At 54.7% G+C, this 16,490-nt stretch carries 14 protein-coding genes; 5 read left to right on the top strand and 9 right to left on the bottom strand.

All coding sequences use genetic code 11. The features are described 5' to 3' along the window. Positions 1 to 231: 231 nt before the first annotated feature. Genes fdnG through fdnI form a run of 3 tightly spaced genes read left to right on the top strand, consistent with a single transcriptional unit; the run spans position 232 to position 4,826 of the window. On the top strand, positions 232 to 3,279 hold the full coding sequence (gene fdnG / locus WC7_RS13910) for a formate dehydrogenase-N subunit alpha (RefSeq protein WP_094169740.1): 3,048 nt from the start codon (positions 232 to 234) through the stop codon (positions 3,277 to 3,279). A 13-nt stretch (positions 3,280 to 3,292) separates the two neighbouring features. Next, entirely contained in the window at positions 3,293 to 4,177 is an 885-nt protein-coding gene (fdnH, locus tag WC7_RS13915) for a formate dehydrogenase N subunit beta (RefSeq protein WP_016153107.1), read from the top strand. Beyond that, positions 4,170 to 4,826, top strand: coding sequence for a formate dehydrogenase-N subunit gamma (gene fdnI / locus WC7_RS13920; RefSeq protein ID WP_016153106.1), 657 nt, complete (start codon positions 4,170 to 4,172; stop codon positions 4,824 to 4,826). The genes fdnH and fdnI overlap by 8 nt, the downstream gene beginning before the upstream one ends. Positions 4,827 to 4,964: 138 nt before the next feature. Here fdnI and WC7_RS13925 read toward each other — a convergent pair whose 3' ends face one another. The 3 genes from WC7_RS13925 to sra form a co-directional block, all read right to left on the bottom strand. Beyond that, complete coding sequence (locus WC7_RS13925) at positions 4,965 to 6,680, bottom strand: ABC-F family ATP-binding cassette domain-containing protein (protein WP_016153105.1); 1,716 nt, start codon at positions 6,678 to 6,680, stop codon at positions 4,965 to 4,967. Between the two features lie 309 nt (positions 6,681 to 6,989). Then, a complete protein-coding gene (maeA, locus tag WC7_RS13930; protein WP_016153104.1) occupies positions 6,990 to 8,687 on the bottom strand; it encodes a malate dehydrogenase in 1,698 nt (565 codons plus the stop codon). 179 nt (positions 8,688 to 8,866) lie between these two features. After that, positions 8,867 to 9,007: a stationary-phase-induced ribosome-associated protein gene (gene sra, locus WC7_RS13935; RefSeq protein ID WP_016153103.1), complete on the bottom strand. Its 141-nt coding sequence runs from the start codon at positions 9,005 to 9,007 to the stop codon at positions 8,867 to 8,869. A 227-nt stretch (positions 9,008 to 9,234) separates the two neighbouring features. Between sra and WC7_RS13940 the strand changes: the two genes are divergently transcribed. Further along, entirely contained in the window at positions 9,235 to 9,666 is a 432-nt protein-coding gene (locus WC7_RS13940; protein ID WP_016153102.1) for an OsmC family protein, read from the top strand. A gap of 47 nt (positions 9,667 to 9,713) precedes the next feature. Here WC7_RS13940 and WC7_RS13945 read toward each other — a convergent pair whose 3' ends face one another. From WC7_RS13945 to WC7_RS13970, 6 genes are read right to left on the bottom strand one after another with little or no spacing between them, the layout of a single operon-like run. Then, a complete protein-coding gene (locus tag WC7_RS13945) occupies positions 9,714 to 10,484 on the bottom strand; it encodes a 3-hydroxybutyrate dehydrogenase (RefSeq protein ID WP_016153101.1) in 771 nt (256 codons plus the stop codon). A gap of 11 nt (positions 10,485 to 10,495) precedes the next feature. After that, positions 10,496 to 11,890 carry a GntP family permease gene (locus WC7_RS13950; RefSeq protein WP_196615732.1) on the bottom strand — a complete coding sequence of 465 codons (1,395 nt, stop codon included), beginning with the start codon at positions 11,888 to 11,890 and terminating at the stop codon, positions 10,496 to 10,498. A 43-nt stretch (positions 11,891 to 11,933) separates the two neighbouring features. Continuing rightward, positions 11,934 to 12,857, bottom strand: coding sequence for a 3-hydroxyacyl-CoA dehydrogenase family protein (locus WC7_RS13955; protein WP_016153099.1), 924 nt, complete (start codon positions 12,855 to 12,857; stop codon positions 11,934 to 11,936). Continuing rightward, positions 12,847 to 14,052: an acetyl-CoA C-acetyltransferase gene (locus WC7_RS13960; protein WP_016153098.1), complete on the bottom strand. Its 1,206-nt coding sequence runs from the start codon at positions 14,050 to 14,052 to the stop codon at positions 12,847 to 12,849. Before WC7_RS13960 ends, WC7_RS13955 begins: the two co-directional genes overlap by 11 nt. A 10-nt stretch (positions 14,053 to 14,062) precedes the next feature. Then, the gene (locus WC7_RS13965) at positions 14,063 to 14,719 is read right to left on the bottom strand and encodes a CoA transferase subunit B (RefSeq protein ID WP_016153097.1); all 657 of its coding nucleotides are present in this window, start codon (positions 14,717 to 14,719) and stop codon (positions 14,063 to 14,065) included. 2 nt (positions 14,720 to 14,721) lie between these two features. Beyond that, positions 14,722 to 15,429, bottom strand: a complete 708-nt coding sequence (locus WC7_RS13970) for a CoA transferase subunit A (protein WP_016153096.1) — start codon at positions 15,427 to 15,429, stop codon at positions 14,722 to 14,724. A gap of 142 nt (positions 15,430 to 15,571) precedes the next feature. Between WC7_RS13970 and WC7_RS13975 the strand changes: the two genes are divergently transcribed. Then, complete coding sequence (locus tag WC7_RS13975; RefSeq protein WP_016153095.1) at positions 15,572 to 16,462, top strand: LysR family transcriptional regulator; 891 nt, start codon at positions 15,572 to 15,574, stop codon at positions 16,460 to 16,462. The last annotated feature ends 28 nt before the right edge of the window (positions 16,463 to 16,490 follow it).

Here is a 16,490-nt window from a genome sequence, read left to right as displayed (position 1 = left end):
ACACCGTAGCGCGCTAATTAATTCCCTTTTATCTACTCCCTTATGGGTGCAAAGGTTAAGCGAAGTGCACTATTTAGTAGCGGAACCGTTTCGTTATTGATTTGACGCAAAAAAAATATGGATATAGCTGATAGTTTCGTCGCGAAGTTGTACATGTCATCTTTCAATCATGCCGCGCTGGCGCAATTTGAGAGATTTCCTGTACGAACCCCTGCAAAAAAGAGGAAAGCAATGGACGTCAGCCGCAGACAATTTTTTAAAATCTGCGCGGGCGGTATGGCGGGAACAACAGTAGCCGCTCTGGGTTTTGCACCCAAAATGGCACTGGCTCAGGCGCGAAACTATAAGCTGTTGCGCGCCAAAGAGATCCGAAACACCTGCACATACTGTTCCGTAGGTTGCGGGCTATTAATGTATAGCCTGGGAGATGGAGCAAAAAACGCCAAAGAGTCGATTTACCATATTGAAGGGGATCCGGATCATCCGGTGAGCCGTGGGGCATTATGCCCTAAGGGCGCAGGATTACTGGATTACGTGCACAGTGAAAACCGTCTGCGTTACCCGGAATATCGCGCTCCAGGCTCCGACAAATGGCAGCGTATCAGCTGGGATGAGGCTTTCACCCGTATCGCGAAGTTGATGAAAACTGACCGCGACGCCAACTTTATTGAGAAGAATGAGCAGGGCGTAACGGTAAATCGCTGGCTTTCTACCGGGATGCTGTGCGCATCTGCGGCAAGTAATGAAACCGGCATGCTGACGCAAAAATTTGTGCGCTCACTCGGCATGCTGGCAGTAGACAACCAGGCGCGCGTCTGACACGGACCAACGGTAGCAAGTCTTGCTCCAACATTTGGTCGCGGTGCGATGACCAACCACTGGGTTGATATTAAAAACGCCAACGTCGTGATGGTGATGGGCGGTAACGCCGCTGAAGCACATCCGGTGGGATTCCGCTGGGCGATGGAAGCTAAAAACAACAATGATGCCACGCTAATTGTTGTTGACCCCCGTTTTACACGTACAGCCTCGGTAGCGGATATTTACGCGCCAATTCGTTCCGGCACGGACATTACGTTCCTGTCCGGCGTCTTGCTGTATCTGATTGAAAACAACAAAATCAACGCTGAATACGTTAAGCATTACACCAACGCCAGCCTGCTGGTGCGGGATGATTTTGCTTTTGAAGACGGCCTGTTCAGCGGTTACGACGCGAAAAAACGCCAATACGATAAATCGTCCTGGAACTACCAGTTCGATGAAAACGGCTACGCGAAACGCGATGAAACGTTAAGCCATCCCCGCTGTGTCTGGAATCTGCTAAAACAGCACGTTTCCCGCTACACGCCGGATGTGGTGGAAAACATCTGCGGTACGCCAAAAGAAGACTTCCTGAAAGTTTGCGAAGTGCTGGCTTCCACCAGCGCAGCGGATCGCACCACCACGTTCCTGTATGCGCTGGGCTGGACACAGCATACCGTCGGGGCGCAGAACATCCGTACCATGGCGATGATCCAGTTGCTGCTCGGCAACATGGGGATGGCAGGTGGCGGGGTCAACGCTTTACGCGGTCACTCCAACATTCAGGGTTTAACCGACTTAGGGCTGCTCTCTACCAGTCTGCCAGGCTACCTGACGCTGCCGTCAGAGAAACAGGCCGATCTGCAAACCTATCTGGCCGCTAACACGCCAAAAGCGACGTTGGCCGATCAGGTGAACTACTGGGGCAACTACCCGAAATTCTTCGTCAGCCTGATGAAATCTTTCTACGGCAATGCGGCGCAGAAAGAAAACGACTGGGGCTTTGAGTGGCTGCCGAAGTGGGATCAGTCCTACGACGTCATCAAATACTTCAACATGATGGATAGCGGGAAAGTGACCGGCTACATCTGTCAGGGCTTTAACCCGGTCGCGTCCTTCCCGGACAAAAACAAAGTGGTGCAGTGCCTGAGCAAACTGAAGTATCTGGTGATTATCGATCCGCTGGTAACTGAAACCTCAACGTTCTGGCAGAACCACGGCGAATCAAACGACGTTGATCCGGCTTCTATTCAGACCGAAGTCTTCCGTTTGCCATCCACCTGCTTTGCAGAAGAGGACGGCTCCATCGCCAACTCCGGTCGCTGGCTGCAGTGGCACTGGAAAGGTCAGGATGCACCGGGTGAAGCCCGCAACGACGGCGAAATTCTGGCCGGTATTTATCACCGTCTGCGCGACATGTATCGCACTGAAGGCGGTAAAGCCGTAGAACCCGTGCTGAAAATGAGCTGGAACTATAAGCAGCCGGACGAACCGCACTCCGAAGAAGTGGCAAAAGAGAACAACGGCTATGCGCTGGAAGATCTCTATGATGCCAACGGTGTGCTGGTTGCGAAGAAAGGCCAGTTACTCAGCAGCTTTGCGCTTCTGCGCGATGATGGGTCTACGTCATCGTCCTGCTGGATTTATACCGGTAGCTGGACCGAGCAGGGCAACCAGATGGCCAATCGCGATAACGCCGACCCGTCAGGTCTCGGTAATACGCTGGGCTGGGCCTGGGCATGGCCGTTAAACCGTCGCGTGCTGTATAACCGCGCTTCGGCGGACCCGCAAGGTAAGCCATGGGATCCAAAACGCATGCTGATCCAGTGGAACGGCACGAAGTGGACGGGGAACGATATCCCGGACTTCAACACCGCAGCACCGGGCAGTGGCACCAATCCGTTTATTATGCAGCCGGAAGGGCTGGGTCGTCTGTTCGCTATCGATAAGATGGCGGAAGGTCCGTTCCCGGAACACTACGAGCCGATGGAAACGCCGCTGGGTACGAACCCGCTGCATCCGAACGTGATCTCCAACCCGGCAGCGCGTCTGTACGAAGCGGATAAGCTACGCATGGGCACGAAACAGGACTTCCCGTACGTCGGGACGACCTATCGTCTGACCGAACATTTCCATACCTGGACCAAGCACGCTTTGCTGAATGCGATTGCCCAGCCAGAGCAGTTTGTGGAAATCAGCGAAACGCTGGCGGCAGCGAAGGGGATCTCCAACGGCGATCACGTCAAAGTCAGCAGCAAGCGTGGATTTATTCGCGCAGTTGCCGTGGTTACCCGTCGTCTGCGTACTCTGCACGTCAACGGTCAGCAGGTTGAAACGGTTGGGATCCCGATCCACTGGGGCTTTGAAGGAGTCGCGCGTAAAGGCTATATCGCCAACACCCTGACGCCGAATGTCGGTGATGCAAACTCGCAAACGCCGGAATACAAAGCGTTTTTAGTTAACATCGAGAAGGCGTAAGGGAGGCGAACATATGTCTATGGAAACGCAGGACATCATCAAACGGTCCGCAACAAACGCCATCACGCCGCCGCCTCAGGCCCGTGATTACAAAGCTGAGGTCGCAAAGCTGATCGACGTTTCCACCTGCATAGGCTGTAAGGCCTGTCAGGTGGCATGCTCAGAGTGGAATGATATCCGCGATGAAGTCGGCCACTGCGTCGGGGTGTATGACAACCCTGCCGATCTTAGCGCCAAGTCCTGGACGGTGATGCGGTTTACCGAAACCGAACAGAACGGCAAGCTCGAGTGGTTGATTCGTAAAGACGGCTGTATGCACTGTGAAGATCCGGGCTGTCTGAAGGCATGCCCGTCTGCCGGGGCTATCATCCAGTACGCCAACGGGATTGTTGATTTTCAGTCAGAGCACTGCATTGGCTGCGGCTACTGTATTGCCGGGTGTCCATTTAATATTCCGCGCCTCAATAAAGAGGATAACCGCGTATATAAATGTACGCTGTGTGTGGACCGCGTCAGCGTCGGGCAGGAGCCTGCCTGCGTGAAGACCTGTCCGACCGGGGCAATCCATTTCGGCACCAAGCAGGAAATGCTGGAAATGGGCGAACAGCGTGTGGCAAAACTGAAAGCACGCGGTTATGAACATGCCGGTCTCTACAACCCGGAAGGTGTGGGTGGCACGCACGTGATGTACGTTCTGCATCATGCCAACCAGCCGGAGCTGTATCACGGCCTGCCGAAAGAACCGCAGATCGATACCTCTATCAATCTGTGGAAAGGGGCGCTGAAACCGCTGGCCGCTGCCGGATTTATCGCCACCTTCGCCGGACTGATTTACCACTACATTGGTATCGGTCCGAATAAGGAAGTGGACGACGACGAGGAGGATCATCATGAGTAAGTCGAAAATGATTGTGCGCACGAAGTTTATCGACCGCGCCTGTCACTGGACAGTGGTGATCTGCTTCTTCCTGGTGGCGTTGTCGGGGATTTCGTTTTTCTTCCCGACTCTGCAATGGCTGACGCAGACCTTCGGTACGCCGCAGATGGGGCGCATTTTGCACCCGTTCTTCGGACTGCTGATCTTCGTGGCACTGATGTTCATGTTTGTACGCTTTGTTCACCACAACATCCCGGATAAAAAAGATATCCCGTGGCTGAAAAACATTGTGGAAGTGCTGAAAGGCAATGAACACAAAGTGGCGGACGTGGGTAAGTACAATGCCGGACAGAAAATGATGTTCTGGTCGATCATGAGCATGATTTTCGTGCTGCTGATCACCGGCATCATTATCTGGCGTCCGTACTTTGCGCAGTTCTTCCCGATGCAGGTCGTGCGCTATAGCCTGCTTATCCATGCGGCTGCGGGGATTATCCTGATGCACGCCATCCTCATCCACATGTATATGGCATTCTGGGTGAAAGGATCGATTAAAGGCATGGTCGAAGGGAAAGTGAGCCGCCGCTGGGCGAAGAAACATCACCCACGCTGGTATCGCGAAGTTGAACGACAAGAAGCGAAAAAAGAGAGCGAGGAAGGGGTTAACTAACTCCTGACGAGCCCTGATCGTAATGGCGCTACACCAGTAGCGCCATTTTTTTGCCAAAAAAACGTCATGTTTCGATAAGCCGGATGACGGGCCTACACGCGCATTTTGCTGATGTAGGCTGCCATCCGGCAATACGGTTTACTCCAGTTGTGAGTTCAGGCGCTCAATCTCCTCACGCCATTGCGCCTGTAACAGCGGCTTTTGATGTTTCGGCTTGCGGGCAAGATCGTCAGCCAGACGCTGCTCCAGCTCAAGAAGTTGTTCCAGCAATCCATCGCTGTCACCGCTTATTTCGGCTCTCGCATCGACCACCGTTTTGGGAACGGTTATCTCCGAGGATGTTTCCCGAATACGCGCATTGACCGCGTCCAGATCGTGCCATTCACTGAGTTCGCCGTTGTCGATCAACCAAAACCGGTTACAGCTTTGGCTAATAAGCTGACGGTCGTGACTGACCAACAACACGCCGCCGTTATAGCTTTGCAGCGTTTCTGCTAACGCCTCTTTACCTTCCAGATCCAGATGGTTGGTCGGTTCATCGAGCATCAGCAGGCTGTAGCGCGCAAGCGTTAGCCCAACAAACAGCAGCCGGGAGCGCTCACCGCCGCTTAGGGAACTGATCCGCTGCGCGTGACGAACCCACGGAAAACCCGCGCTAATCAGCGCCATTTTGCGGATATCAGGCTGCGGAGCAAACGGCTCCAGCGCGTCAAATAACGAATCGTTATCTGCGAGTTGGTGCAGCGTCTGGTCGTAATAGCCCAACGTAACGCGCGGGTGCAACACCAGTGAAGGTGATGCCAGTTGTGAGTGAAACTGTTGCCAGATAAGCCTTAACAACGATGATTTCCCACAACCGTTGCGCCCGACAATCGCCACGCGATCGCCGCTTTTTAACCGGAGACCGGCAATGGAAAACAGCGTATCGGCGTCGGGAGCAGGGGCCACGGACAGATTAGTCATCTCCAGCAAACGATCCGCACGCAGGGCATCTCCCTGCAATGTTAGTGTCCACTGACTTCCTGACGTCACTTCAGTCTGTACCTCTTTCAGGCGCTGTACCTGTTTTTCCATCTGCTTGGCCTTGCGGGAAAGATCTTCGTTGTCGTAGACCCGCCCCCAGGTAGCCAGCCGTTTGGCGCTGGCGGTCACCCGGTCTATCTCCTTTTGCTCAGCCTTATGGCGCAGAGCATCGCTGATGTCTCTTTCTGCCAGAGCCTGACGCGCCGCGCTACAGGGCAGATCGAAGGCATGGAGAGTTCGATCGCGCAGGATCCAGGTTCCGTGAGTCACCGCGTCTAACAGCTGCGGGTCGTGGGAAACCACCACAAAACTGCCAGACCAGTTTTGTAAGAACTGTTCCAGCCACAGTAATGTTGGCAGATCCAGGTGGTTACCCGGCTCATCCAGCAGCAGCAGGTCAGGGTTTCGCATCAGCGCCCGCGCCAATAACAGACGCGTGTGTTGGCCGCCGCTCAGCGTGTGTGCTGTCAGAGATAAATTCTCCGGCGTGAACCCCATTTCGGCGAGCAGTGCTTCAACTCGCCACTGCTGACCTGCGCGTTCATGCTCGGGCAGTTGAGCCAGAACGGCTTCCTGCAGCGTGAGTGGCAATATTTCGTCAGGCAGATGTTGTTCTACACGGGCGAGATGGCAGTGATTTGCCTGCGCGATAACCCCACTGGTCGGCGAAATTGTGCCGTCGAGCAGTTTTAACAGCGTGCTTTTGCCGCAGCCGTTGTAGCCGATAAGCCCGATGCGGTCGCCTTTTTTCAGGGTAAAGGAAAGATCGTCGAATAGCGTGCCGAATGCCGTATCAACGTGTAAGGATTGTGCGGTTAGTAATGTGCTCATTGTTGCTTACTCAAGAGTTACAGGCGTAAAAACGCCTCGTCAAACATCGCTGACGATAACCCGGTAAGCCCGAGAGAAGGGGATTTAGAAGTTAGCTTCGCTCAAGCAGAAGTTATCGCAGCACGATACCGATAACGCTTGAGCACTGGCGATCGCCAAAAGCATGTGAAACGATAAAACGTTCACAGTACAGCATAAGTATCCTCCTTATTATTTTCCAAATGTTAATAGATGGTGAAAGTGTAATCGTAAGTCACGCAGTCGCGCAAGTTCTGAGCGCCCGGCAGCAGAGTGCCGCCGGGCAAACCGTCAGATAGAGGTACGACGGTAGTCGCGGTATTCTGCCTGCCAGAAATTATCGTCAATCGCCTGTTGCAGCGCTTCGGCGGAAGTTTTCACCGCCACGCCTTGCTGCTGGGCCATTTTACCGACGGCAAACGCGATGGCGCGGGAAACGGTCTGAATATCTTTCAGCTCAGGTAACACCAGTCCTTCGCCGTTGAGCACCAGCGGTGAATACTGCGCCAGCGTTTCACTGGCCGACATCAGCATTTCATCGGTGATACGCGATGCACCAGAAGCAATTACCCCCAGACCAATACCCGGGAAGATATAGGCGTTGTTACATTGGGCAATGGGATAGATTTTCTCTTTCCACAGTACCGGTGCGAACGGGCTACCGGTCGCAACCAGCGCGTTACCCTCGGTCCAGGCGATAATATCCTGTGGCGTGGCTTCTACGCGGGAAGTTGGGTTAGACAGCGGCATGACGATCGGACGCGGGCAATGTTTATGCATTTCGCGAATGATCTCTTCGGTAAACAGGCCGGTCTGTCCGGAAACACCAATCAGGATGTCCGGCTTAACGTTGCGTACCACATCGAGTAACGACAGCACATCTTCTTGCGTATCCCAGTGCTGCAGATTTTCGCGTTTTTGCACCAGTTTGGTCTGGAAAGAGAGCAGGTTCGGCATCTTATCGGTTAACAGGCCGAAGCGATCGACCATAAACACGCGTTGACGCGCCGCTTCTTCGCTTAAACCTTCACGCTGGATTTGCGCGATGATCTGCTCGGCAATTCCGCAACCGGCGGAACCTGCCCCGAGGAAGACAATGTTCTGTTCGCTTAACTGGCTACCGGCCGCACGGCTGGCCGCAATCAGCGTGCCAACGGTTACCGCAGCGGTACCCTGAATATCGTCGTTAAACGAGCAAATTTCATCGCGATAGCGGGTCAACAGCGGCATGGCGTTTTTCTGTGCGAAGTCTTCAAACTGCAACAGCACGTCCGGCCAGCGATGCTTCACGGCCTGGATGAATTCATCGACAAATTCGTAGTATTCATCATCGGTGATACGCGGATTACGCCAGCCCATATACAGCGGATCGTTGAGCAGTTGCTGGTTGTTGGTTCCGACGTCCAGTACCACCGGCAGGGTGTAGGCCGGGCTGATCCCACCACACGCGGTATACAGCGACAGTTTACCGATTGGAATACCCATCCCGCCGATCCCCTGATCGCCAAGACCCAAAATACGTTCCCCATCGGTGACAACGATGACCTTGATATTGTGGTTAGGAACGTTTTGCAGGATATCGTCCATATTGTGGCGGTTCTGATAAGAGATAAACACGCCGCGCGCGCGACGATAAATCTCGGAGAAACGCTCACAGGCCGCGCCAACCGTTGGGGTATAGATAACTGGCATCATCTCATCAAGGTGATTATGCACCAGTCGGTAAAACAGGGTTTCGTTGGTGTCCTGGATGTTGCGCAGGTAAATATGTTTATCGATTTCGGTTTTGAATCCCTGATATTGGATCCAGGCGCGTTCAGCCTGTTCTTCAATCGTCTCGACCACTTCCGGCAGTAACCCCAGCAGGTTGAAGTTACGGCGTTCTTCCGCACTGAAAGCACTCCCTTTATTCAGTAAAGGGAATTCAAGCAGAACCGGGCCAGCGTAGGGGATGTAAAGGGAACGCAGTTTTTTAGTTTCGTTTTCCATGTCACTCACTCTTTTTTGAATAACCGTCCCTGGCACTCTTTATGATCGTATGTGGCCTGTCCGCCAGGGAAACGGCCGAAGTATAAAGCATTGTGAATGGGTTAAGGGGTTTTATAAGCAAAAACACCACTGCGGTTGCAATGGTGTTTATCTCGTTATTCAGTCAGACGTGCGAAAGGCTATTTGGCGTCAGCGCGGCGCTTTCTTCCGGTAGGATTATTGACCACGTTGGTTTTGTCACCTTCGGTCACGACTTTGCGTTGATTTGAGATTTTGTGGTCCAGTCCGAGAATATGACGGGCCTGACGGTTCGATTTCATTCTAACTCCTTAATCCTGTTACTGGTTTCAAGGGCGAGTCCGTATGAGAACGGACGAAATACAACCTGATAGAAAGCCGATGTTAAAAATAGCGGCTTTCTGGATGGTCGGTCATTTCAGCTGAAAGGTCAATGCTTAAGCGGCAAATGAGAACTATCCCGTATGTGCCATGCTTTTTCTCAGCCGTCCTATACTTGTAACTCCAACGACAACACAGGAGAGCGGTAATGACTATCCATAAGAAAGGTCAGGCACACTGGGAAGGCGACATTAAGCGCGGTAAAGGTACCGTGTCGACCGAAAGTGGGGTGTTGAATCAGCAACCGTATGGGTTTAATACCCGATTTGAAGGGGCGAAAGGCACCAATCCTGAAGAGTTGATTGGCGCGGCGCATGCAGCCTGCTTCTCAATGGCGCTTTCGCTCATGCTGGGCGAAGCGGGTTTTACCCCAGATGCCATTGATACCACTGCCGATGTTTCTCTGGATAAAGTGGATGCCGGATTTGCTATCACCAAAGTCGCGCTACACAGTCAGGTGAGCGTCCCCGGGATAGATTCCGCCACGTTTGACGGCATCATCCAGAAAGCAAAAGCCGGCTGCCCGGTATCACAGGTACTGAACGCGGAAATCACGCTGGATTATCAGTTAAAATCGTAAAGATGGTGTGCCGGATGCGACGGGGTCTTATCCGGCACCAGATGTCTTTATTGCGCCACCCAGCCGCCATCCATATTCCACGCCACGCCACGCACCTGCGACGCCCCGTCTGAGCACAAAAATAGCGCAAGCTCACCCAACTGTTGCGGCGTGACGAATTCGCGCGACGGCTGTTTTTCCGCCAGCAGGGCGTCACGCGCGGCGTCAGGCTCAGCGCCTTCGGCAATACGTTTATCGATTTGCTGCTGGACCAACGGCGTAAGCACCCAACCGGGGCACAGCGCATTGCAGGTGATACCCGTCTGCGCGGTCTCCAGCGCAATGGTTTTGGTTAATCCCACCACGCCGTGCTTCGCCGCCACATAGGCGGATTTCTCTTTTGAGGCCACCAGACCATGAACAGAAGCGATATTGATGATGCGTCCCCAGTTACGCTTACGCATGCCGGGAAGCGCCAGGCGCGTGGTGTGAAAGACAGAAGAGAGGTTAATGGCGATAATCGCGTTCCATTTATCAACCGGGAAGGTCTCCACCGGTGAAACATGCTGGATCCCGGCATTGTTGACCAGAATATCCACACCGCCAAATTCGCTATCGGCATAGCGCATCATGTCGGCAATTTGCGCTTCATCGCTCAGGTCCGCGCCATGATAGCCTGGCGTTTTGCCATATTGTGCAATGGCATCTTTGGCGGCTTCCACATCACCAAATCCGTTAAGGATCAGGGTAGCGCCCGCTTGCGCCAGCACCTGTGCGATGCCTAATCCAATACCGCTGGTAGAGCCGGTAACCAGAGCGGTTTTTCCCGTTAAGTTCATGATGATTCTCCTTAAACAATTCCGGTGGTGTAGAAGACGCCGATAACAAACAGCACGGCCAGACTTTTAATTACGGTAATGGCGAATATCCCGCCGTACGCCTGACGATGGCTAAGACCGGTTATGGCCAGCAGGGTAATGACCGCACCGTTATGCGGCAGAGTATCCATACCACCGCTGGCCATTGACGCCACGCGGTGGAAGACCTCGAGGGGAATATTGGCGGCATGGGCGGCGGCAATAAAAGTGTCAGACATGGCGGCGAGGGCAATACTCATCCCGCCAGATGCCGAGCCGGTGATCCCGGCAAGCGTGGTGATGCTGATAGCCTCATTGAGCAGCGGGTCGGGAATGGCCGCCAGCGCTTTTGACAGCACAAGGAAACCTGGCAGGGCGGCGATCACTGCGCCAAAACCGTATTCTGATGCGGTGTTCATGGCCGCGAGGATCGCGCCGCCAACCGCCGTTCGGCTCCCTTCCGCCAGGCGACCTTTAATGTTGCGATAGCCGAAGAGTACCACCAGCAGGATCCCAGAAATCAGCGCCGCTTCTACCGCCCAGATAGCGGTGATTTTACCGACTTCGGTGGTAATCGGTTTGGCAAGGCCCGGAAGTTCCAGTTGATGCGTAGCGCCATACCATTGCGGGATCCAGTGGGTAAATAGTAGGTTAAAAACGCCAACCAGGATCAGCGGAGAGATAGCAATTATCGGGTTCGGCAGGTTAATGTTATCCGGCGTTTCCGGCTCGTTTAACAGTTCAGTGCCGTACCCTTCATTCTTTGCCTGCGCTTTACGACGCTGGCGCTCGAGATAAACCAGACCGACAACGATGATAAACAGAGAGCCGATCAAACCCAGCCAGGGCGCGGCCCAGGCGTTAGTTCCAAAGAAGCTAGTCGGAATAATGTTCTGGATCTGCGGCGTGCCTGGCAGAGCGTCCATGGTGAAGGAAAACGCGCCCAGCGCAACGGTGGCCGGGATCAGGCGCTTCGGAATATTACTCTGACGGAACAGCTCCGCCGCAAACGGATACACCGCAAATGCCACCACGAACAGCGATACGCCGCCGTAGGTCAACAGTGCACACACCAGCACAATCACAGGGATGGCGTGACGACGCCCGAGAATGTTGATGGCGGCGGCAACGATGGAGCGAGAAAAACCCGATAACTCGATTAACTTGCCAAACACAGCGCCCAGTAAGAACACCGGGAAGTAAAGCTTCACAAAACCGACCATTTTCTCCATAAACAGGCCGGTGAAGGCAGGGCCGACGGCGCTGGGTTCGGTGAGCAATACAGCACCTAATGCCGCGATGGGGGCAAACAGGATGACGCTATATCCGCGATAGGCTGCCAGCATCAGCAGGCCCAACGCTGCCAGGGCGATTAATACACTCATCATGACTCCTCAATATCATTGTTATAGTGGGGTACAGAAAGAGAAGTTACGGTTTCAGGGCAAAGCGCAGCTGATGCTCTCTGCGTTGCTGGATATATTCCTTGCGCGAATCATCCCAGCGATAAAATCCCTGACCGCTGCGCAAACCGGTATCACCGTTAGCCACCTTGTCAGCGACCAGAGACATCATGTCGCTCCCGGTCGCCAGCTCCGGTAGCAGATGCCGACAAATGTCCTGTACCGTAGAAAGTCCGGTCATATCCGCCGCCTCCAGCGGACCGACCATCGCATAGCGACGACCGAGCGAGGCGCGCATTACCTGATCCACCACCTCTGCGCTGGCGATCCCGCTTTTTACGATATGCAACGCTTCACGCAGCAGAGCGAACTGCAGGCGATTACCGACAAACCCCGGCGCGGCGCGGTCGAGCACAACGGCTTCCAGTTGCATCGAAAGCAGCAGCTGTTGCAGTTCCTGCAGATATTCCGGCTTCGTGGCCGTGCCGGGTACAATCTCAACCAGTGGAATAAAATGCGGCGGGTGCCAGAAATGGGCGATTAACAACCGCTCAGGATGGGCGAGCTTTTCTGCCAGCGCATCCGGCGGCAGGCCGCTGGTGTTACTGGCAATGACGGCCTCTGGCGCGATCAGTGCTTCCAGTTGTGCATACAACGCGTGCTTGAGTTCGAGTCGCTCCGGGATGGCTTCGATCAGTAACCCGCACGCGGCAATATCGTGCAGCGAGGTAGTACCATGCAGACGACTCACAGCCTGTTCTTTGTCGTTTTTAGGAAACTGTTCGGTGGCAATCAGTTCATCCAGAATACCGCTGGCAACTGCGCCAATGTCTGCAATACGGTTGCTATCGGTGTCGTACAGCCAGACATCGTGACCATAACGGACGAAGTGGGTGGCAATACCGACACCCATTAACCCCGCGCCCAGTACGCAGATATGCTTACTTTTCATGAGATACCTCCTGCGGGCGCTCAACCGCCAGCGCCACCCCCTGACCGCCGCCTACGCACAGCGTAGCCAGCCCTTTGGCGGCGTTACGGCGGGCCATTTCGTGCAGCAAAGTCACCAGAATTCGGCAACCTGACGCCCCAATGGGATGGCCCAGCGCAATCGCGCCGCCGTTTACGTTCACCCGATTGCTGTCCCAGTTCAGGGATTCGCCAACCGCCAGCGCTTGCGCGGCAAAGGCTTCGTTGGCTTCAATGAGATCGACATCATTCAACGTCCAGCCAGCTCGCTTCAGGCACTGAAGTGATGCCTCTACCGGCCCAATACCCATAATCGCAGGGTCGACGCCGGAGACAGCGTAGCCCGCCACTCTGGCAAGAACCGGCAGATTGAGTTCTGCTGCTTTGGCGGCGCTCATCAACATCACCGCGGCGGCGCCATCGTTGATTGAAGAGGCATTCCCTGCGGTCACCGTGCCGTTACCTGGGCGAAACGCTGGTTTGAGCTGCGCCAGCTTTTCAGCCTGCGTATCCGGACGAGGCTGTTCGTCATGATCCACGACACGCGGCGGTTTTTTGCCCTGCGGGACGCTGACTGGCGTGATTTCCGCGCTAAAACGACCGGCTTCAATGGCGGCGGCCGCTTTTTGCTGTGAGCGCAGGGCAAAGGCGTCCTGCTGCTCGCGACCGATCACGAACTTATCCGCCAGATTTTCCGCGGTAATCCCCATGTGATAGTCGTTAAACGCATCCCACAGACCGTCATGCACCACGCTGTCTTTCATGCTGGCATGACCGAGCCGCAGTCCCGCCCGGGCGCCGTCAAGGAAATAGGGCGCATTGCTCATGCTCTCCTGCCCACCGGCAATCACAATTTGCGCATCGCCGCAGCGAATCGCCTGGACCGCCTGATGCACCGCCTTCATGCCCGAGCCGCACACCAGATTAAGGGTTAACGCGGGCGTGGTGACCGGCAGTCCTGCGCGTAACGCCGTTTGCCTGGCAGGGTTCTGGCCGCTGCCAGCCGTCAGAACCTGGCCGAAGATCACTTCATCAATTTGCTCAGGTGCCACGGCGGTTTTTTCCAGCAGCGAACGGATCACCACTGAACCTAGTTCAACCGCGGAAAGCGGCGCCAGCGCGCCATGAAAACTGCCAATTGGGGTGCGCGTTGCCGCGACAATAACAACATCCTGCATGGTCAGCTCCTCAGCTAAAGTGCATTTCGGGGACATTTTCGGGAACGATCAGCTTGCCGGCGGTTCTGGCGACAATCTCATCCACGCTGATGCCCGGCGCTCGCTCGCGCAGAATGAACGCCCCATCGGCAATCTCCAGCAGCGCCAGATCGGTAAGCACGCGTTTAATACAGGCCACGCCGGTCAGCGGCAGGGTGCAGGCGGGAAGCAGTTTCGACTCGCCGCTTTTAGAGGCATGCGTCATCACCACGATGATGTTGTCGGCTCCGGCAACCAAATCCATCGCGCCGCCCATGCCTTTCACCATTTTTCCGGGGATCATCCATGAGGCGATATTGCCGTTAACATCCACTTCAAACGCGCCGAGCACCGTCAGGTCGACGTGACCGCCGCGGATCATGGCGAAGGATTGCGCCGAGTCGAAGATTGCCGCGCCTTTGCGCGCCGTCACGGTCTGTTTCCCGGCGTTGATCATGTCAGCATCAATTTCGTCTTCCGTGGGAAACGGGCCCATACCCAGCAAGCCGTTTTCCGATTGCAGCATTACGTCCATGCCTTCAGGAATGTAGTTCGCCACCAGAGTAGGAATACCAATCCCAAGGTTGACGTAATAACCGTCTCGCAGCTCGCGGGCGACACGCATCGCCATTTGTTCACGCGTTAACATGGTCAGGCTCCTTTCTGGCGCAGGGTGCGTTGTTCAATACGTTTTTCAAACTGCCCCTGGATAATGCGGTTAACGTAAATTCCGGGGGTGTGAATTGCGGCGGGGTCCAGCTCTCCGGGAGGGACAATTTCTTCAACTTCCACGACGGTAATACGCCCAGCGGCGGCCATCAGCGGATTAAAATTCTGTGCGGTGTGGCGATAAATAACGTTGCCGTACCAGTCGGCTTTCCAGCCTTTAACCAACGCAAAATCACCGGTTATCGCCTGCTCTAAGATGTAAGGGCGTCCGGCAAACTCGCGAACTTCTTTCCCTTGCGCGACCGGGGTTCCGTATCCGGTCGCGGTAAAGAATGCCGGGATCCCCGCGCCGCCCGCGCGCAACTGCTCAGCCAGCGTGCCTTGCGGCGTCAGGATAGCTTCCAGTTCACCGCTGAGAACCTGCTGCTCAAACAGGGCGTTTTCACCTACATAAGATGCGACCACTTTGCGTACCTGGCGCGTTTCCAGCAGAACGCCAAGGCCAAAACCATCCACGCCGCAGTTGTTTGACACAACCGTAAGCCCCTGAACCTCCCGACGGCGTACTTCGGCAATCAGGTTCTCAGGGATCCCGCATAAGCCAAAACCGCCCGCCAGCAGCGTCATGTTATCGGTCAGTCCTTCCAGCGCCTCTTGATAGGTGGCAACCCGTTTATCCAGTCCAGCCATACACTTGCCCCTCCTGTTGTCCTTGCCGACATCATTGGGGGTGAAAAATGATTTGTTAATTTTAAATTTGTGACTCACTCATTGGGTTTTTTTATCAATTTAATGTTAATTAAAGGTATTCAACAAGTTAAAGGAATGCGAAATGGGAATGAGCATCAAACAGTTACGCGCGTTTTTAGCGGTAGCTCACACTCTGAATTTTGCTCATGCCAGTGAAAGACTGAATATGTCGCAACCCGCTTTAAGCCTGGCGATTAAAGGACTGGAGGATTCACTGGGCGGGGCGTTACTGTTGAGAACCACCCGTAAAGTGACCCTGACGCAGGAGGGAGAAACGCTGCTCAACATGGGGCGACAGCTGCTGGCGGACTGGGAGAATACGGAAGAGGCAATGCGCCAACGCTTTACGCTGCAGCGCGGGAAAATTTCTATTGCCGCCATGCCCTCATTCGCCGCTAACGTCCTGCCATCGGTACTGAAAACGTTTCGTGATTCCTACTCCGGGATCAACGTAACGGTACATGACGTCATTAACGAACAAGTGATTGAGATGGTCAGTGAAGGGCGGGTGGAGATGGGCATTGCTTTTGAGCCGGACTCTTCAGGGCATCTGCATTTCACCCCGCTCGGCGTGGATCGTTTTATCGCGATTGTTCCGCCGACATGCAAACTGGCGGGCCGGGATCGTATTGCGTGGCGCGAATTGCTGACGCTGGATTTTATCACCCTGCAACGTCCTTCCGCCGTGCGCCTGATGCTGGAAGAACAGCTGGTGCAAAGTGGGCATACGCTGGAGGTGGCGCTGGAGAGCCATCAACTGGTGACGGTTGGTCGCCTGGTGGCGAGCGGACTGGGCGGCAGCGCCGTGCCCGCATTGTGCCGTACGCAAATGACAGAGCTGGGCGCAACCTGTATCGATCTGGATACGCCGGTGATCCAGCGTCGGATCGGCGTTTTGCGTTCGGCGCATCATAAGTTATCTACCGCTTCTGAAGTGCTGGTGGATTCACTGAAAAAGGCGTATTGCACCTGACTCTCACGCAATACGCCAACCGTTCAGC

Origin of the sequence: Citrobacter sp. KTE151, assembly GCF_000398845.1 — a bacterium.
Lineage (GTDB): Bacteria > Pseudomonadota > Gammaproteobacteria > Enterobacterales > Enterobacteriaceae > Citrobacter > Citrobacter braakii.
Note: the sequence above shows the minus strand (reverse complement) of the source record. Positions and strands in the feature narration are given on the sequence as shown.

What these genes read in the sequence shown, in the direction of transcription:
- fdnH (WP_016153107.1), top strand. Translation starts at nt 3,293, where the DNA reads ATGTCTATGGAAACGCAGGACATCATCAAACGGTCCGCAACAAACGCC.
- WC7_RS13925 (WP_016153105.1), bottom strand. Translation starts at nt 6,680, where the DNA reads ATGAGCACATTACTAACCGCACAATCCTTACACGTTGATACGGCATTC.
- sra (WP_016153103.1), bottom strand. Translation starts at nt 9,007, where the DNA reads ATGAAATCGAACCGTCAGGCCCGTCATATTCTCGGACTGGACCACAAA.
- WC7_RS13940 (WP_016153102.1), top strand. Translation starts at nt 9,235, where the DNA reads ATGACTATCCATAAGAAAGGTCAGGCACACTGGGAAGGCGACATTAAG.
- WC7_RS13955 (WP_016153099.1), bottom strand. Translation starts at nt 12,857, where the DNA reads ATGAAAAGTAAGCATATCTGCGTACTGGGCGCGGGGTTAATGGGTGTC.
- WC7_RS13945 (WP_016153101.1), bottom strand. Translation starts at nt 10,484, where the DNA reads ATGAACTTAACGGGAAAAACCGCTCTGGTTACCGGCTCTACCAGCGGT.
- maeA (WP_016153104.1), bottom strand. Translation starts at nt 8,687, where the DNA reads ATGGAAAACGAAACTAAAAAACTGCGTTCCCTTTACATCCCCTACGCT.
- WC7_RS13970 (WP_016153096.1), bottom strand. Translation starts at nt 15,429, where the DNA reads ATGGCTGGACTGGATAAACGGGTTGCCACCTATCAAGAGGCGCTGGAA.
- WC7_RS13950 (WP_196615732.1), bottom strand. Translation starts at nt 11,890, where the DNA reads ATGATGAGTGTATTAATCGCCCTGGCAGCGTTGGGCCTGCTGATGCTG.
- WC7_RS13965 (WP_016153097.1), bottom strand. Translation starts at nt 14,719, where the DNA reads ATGTTAACGCGTGAACAAATGGCGATGCGTGTCGCCCGCGAGCTGCGA.
- fdnI (WP_016153106.1), top strand. Translation starts at nt 4,170, where the DNA reads ATGAGTAAGTCGAAAATGATTGTGCGCACGAAGTTTATCGACCGCGCC.
- WC7_RS13975 (WP_016153095.1), top strand. Translation starts at nt 15,572, where the DNA reads ATGGGAATGAGCATCAAACAGTTACGCGCGTTTTTAGCGGTAGCTCAC.
- WC7_RS13960 (WP_016153098.1), bottom strand. Translation starts at nt 14,052, where the DNA reads ATGCAGGATGTTGTTATTGTCGCGGCAACGCGCACCCCAATTGGCAGT.